2 protein-coding genes are annotated in these 1,680 nt (G+C 52.0%); both read left to right on the top strand.

Going from position 1 to position 1,680, the window contains the following annotated elements; translation table 11 throughout:
- Window positions 1–367 (top strand): ferredoxin reductase domain-containing protein (locus AC9UG7_RS11740; protein WP_509587966.1); only part of this gene is annotated, 367 nt, incomplete at its 5' end.
- Window positions 368–389: 22 nt separating this feature from the next.
- Window positions 390–1,649, top strand: a complete 1,260-nt coding sequence (locus AC9UG7_RS11735) for an aromatic ring-hydroxylating dioxygenase subunit alpha (protein WP_509587964.1) — start codon at window positions 390–392, stop codon at window positions 1,647–1,649.
- The last annotated feature ends 31 nt before the right edge of the window (window positions 1,650–1,680 follow it).

The following is a 1,680-nucleotide window of genomic DNA, read 5'->3' as shown; positions in this document are numbered from 1 at the left end:
TGGCATTGCGCCCATCATGTCGATTCTGCGAGGTGCCATGGCCGTTGGTATGAATAACCCGATACATGTGTATTTCGGCGTGCGCAGCGCGCAAGATTGTTTTGATGTGGACCGCTTGCAGCAACTCGCGCGTGAACACGGTGATATGCAATTGCATGTGGTGCTAGCCACAGGCCCAGTGAATGAGGGTCAACGCAGCGGCTTGGTGACCGACGCCATACGCGCTGATTTACCGGATTTGCAAAATTGGGTGGGTTATTTTTGCGGTGCACCGGCCATGGTGGAGGCATTGAGCAGCGTTGCCAAAGCCCAGGGCATGCCTTCCGAAAAAATCCATGCAGATGCTTTTTACCCCTCGGGTATTTAACTTTGATTGAAGGATATTGGCCATGACACAAACCACTGTATTTCCAGCCGACCCCAAGTGGGAAGGTGAGGGCACGAGTCGCATTCCGTTTTGGGCTTACACCCGGGAAGACTTGTACAAAAAAGAGTTGGACCATTTTTTCTACAACAACCACTGGTGTTATGTCGGTCTGGAAGCGGAGATTCCGAACGCAGGTGACTACCGACGCACTGTGGTGGGTGAGCGTTCAGTCATCATGGTGCGAGACCCGGACGGCGGCATCAACGTGATTGAAAACGTGTGCGCCCACCGTGGCATGCGCTTTTGCCGCGAACGCAATGGCAACGCCAAAGATTTTTTCTGCCCTTATCACCAGTGGAATTACAGCGTCAAAGGCGATTTGCAAGGTGTGCCATTCCGCCGTGGCGTCAAGCAAGACGGCAAGATCAACGGCGGCATGCCCAAAGATTTCAAAGTGGAAGAACATGGCTTGACCAAGTTGAAAGTAGCCACCCGCGGTGGCGTGGTGTTTGCCTCTTTCGACCATGACATCGAGTCATTGGAAGATTTTTTAGGTCCGGTCATTCTGGGTTACTTTGACCGCACGTTCAACGGACGGAAGCTGAAAATTTTGGGTTATCGCCGTCAACGTATTCCGGGCAACTGGAAACTGATGCAAGAGAACATCAAAGACCCTTACCACCCTGGTTTGTTGCACACCTGGTTTTCCACCTTCGGGCTTTGGCGTGCTGACAATAAATCCGAATTGAAGATGGATGCGCAGTTCCGCCACGCCGCCATGATTTCCACGCGTGGACAAGGCGGCAAAAACGAAGAAGTGGTCGGCGGTGTTGACAGCTTCAAAGACACCATGACTTTGAATGACAAGCGCTTGCTGGACATCGTGCCTGAGAGCTGGTGGAACGGTCCTACTGCAGTAATGACCACAGTGTTTCCCAGTCTCATCATTCAGCAGCAAGTCAACAGTGTGTCGACCCGGCATATTCAACCCAACGGCCACGGCTCGTTCGATTTTGTCTGGACACATTTCGGTTTTGAAGACGATACACCTGAGATGGAGCAACGCCGTTTGATACAAGCTAACTTGTTTGGCCCCGCCGGTTTTGTATCGGCTGACGATGGTGAAGTGATTGAATGGTCGCAAGAAGGCTTCGAGCAAAAACCCGCACACCGTACCGTGGTGGAGATGGGTGGCTACGAGGTGGAAGACACAGACCACATGGTCACAGAAACATTGATTCGCGGTATGTACAAGTACTGGCGCAAAGTGATGGGGGAATGAGCATGATGGACTTCAACACGTATTTCGAGCT

It is taken from the genome of Limnohabitans sp. (assembly GCF_046052765.1).
Taxonomy (GTDB): domain Bacteria; phylum Pseudomonadota; class Gammaproteobacteria; order Burkholderiales; family Burkholderiaceae_C; genus Limnohabitans.
Note: the sequence above shows the minus strand (reverse complement) of the source record. Positions and strands in the feature narration are given on the sequence as shown.

What these genes read in the sequence shown, in the direction of transcription:
- AC9UG7_RS11735 (WP_509587964.1), top strand. Translation starts at nt 390, where the DNA reads ATGACACAAACCACTGTATTTCCAGCCGACCCCAAGTGGGAAGGTGAG.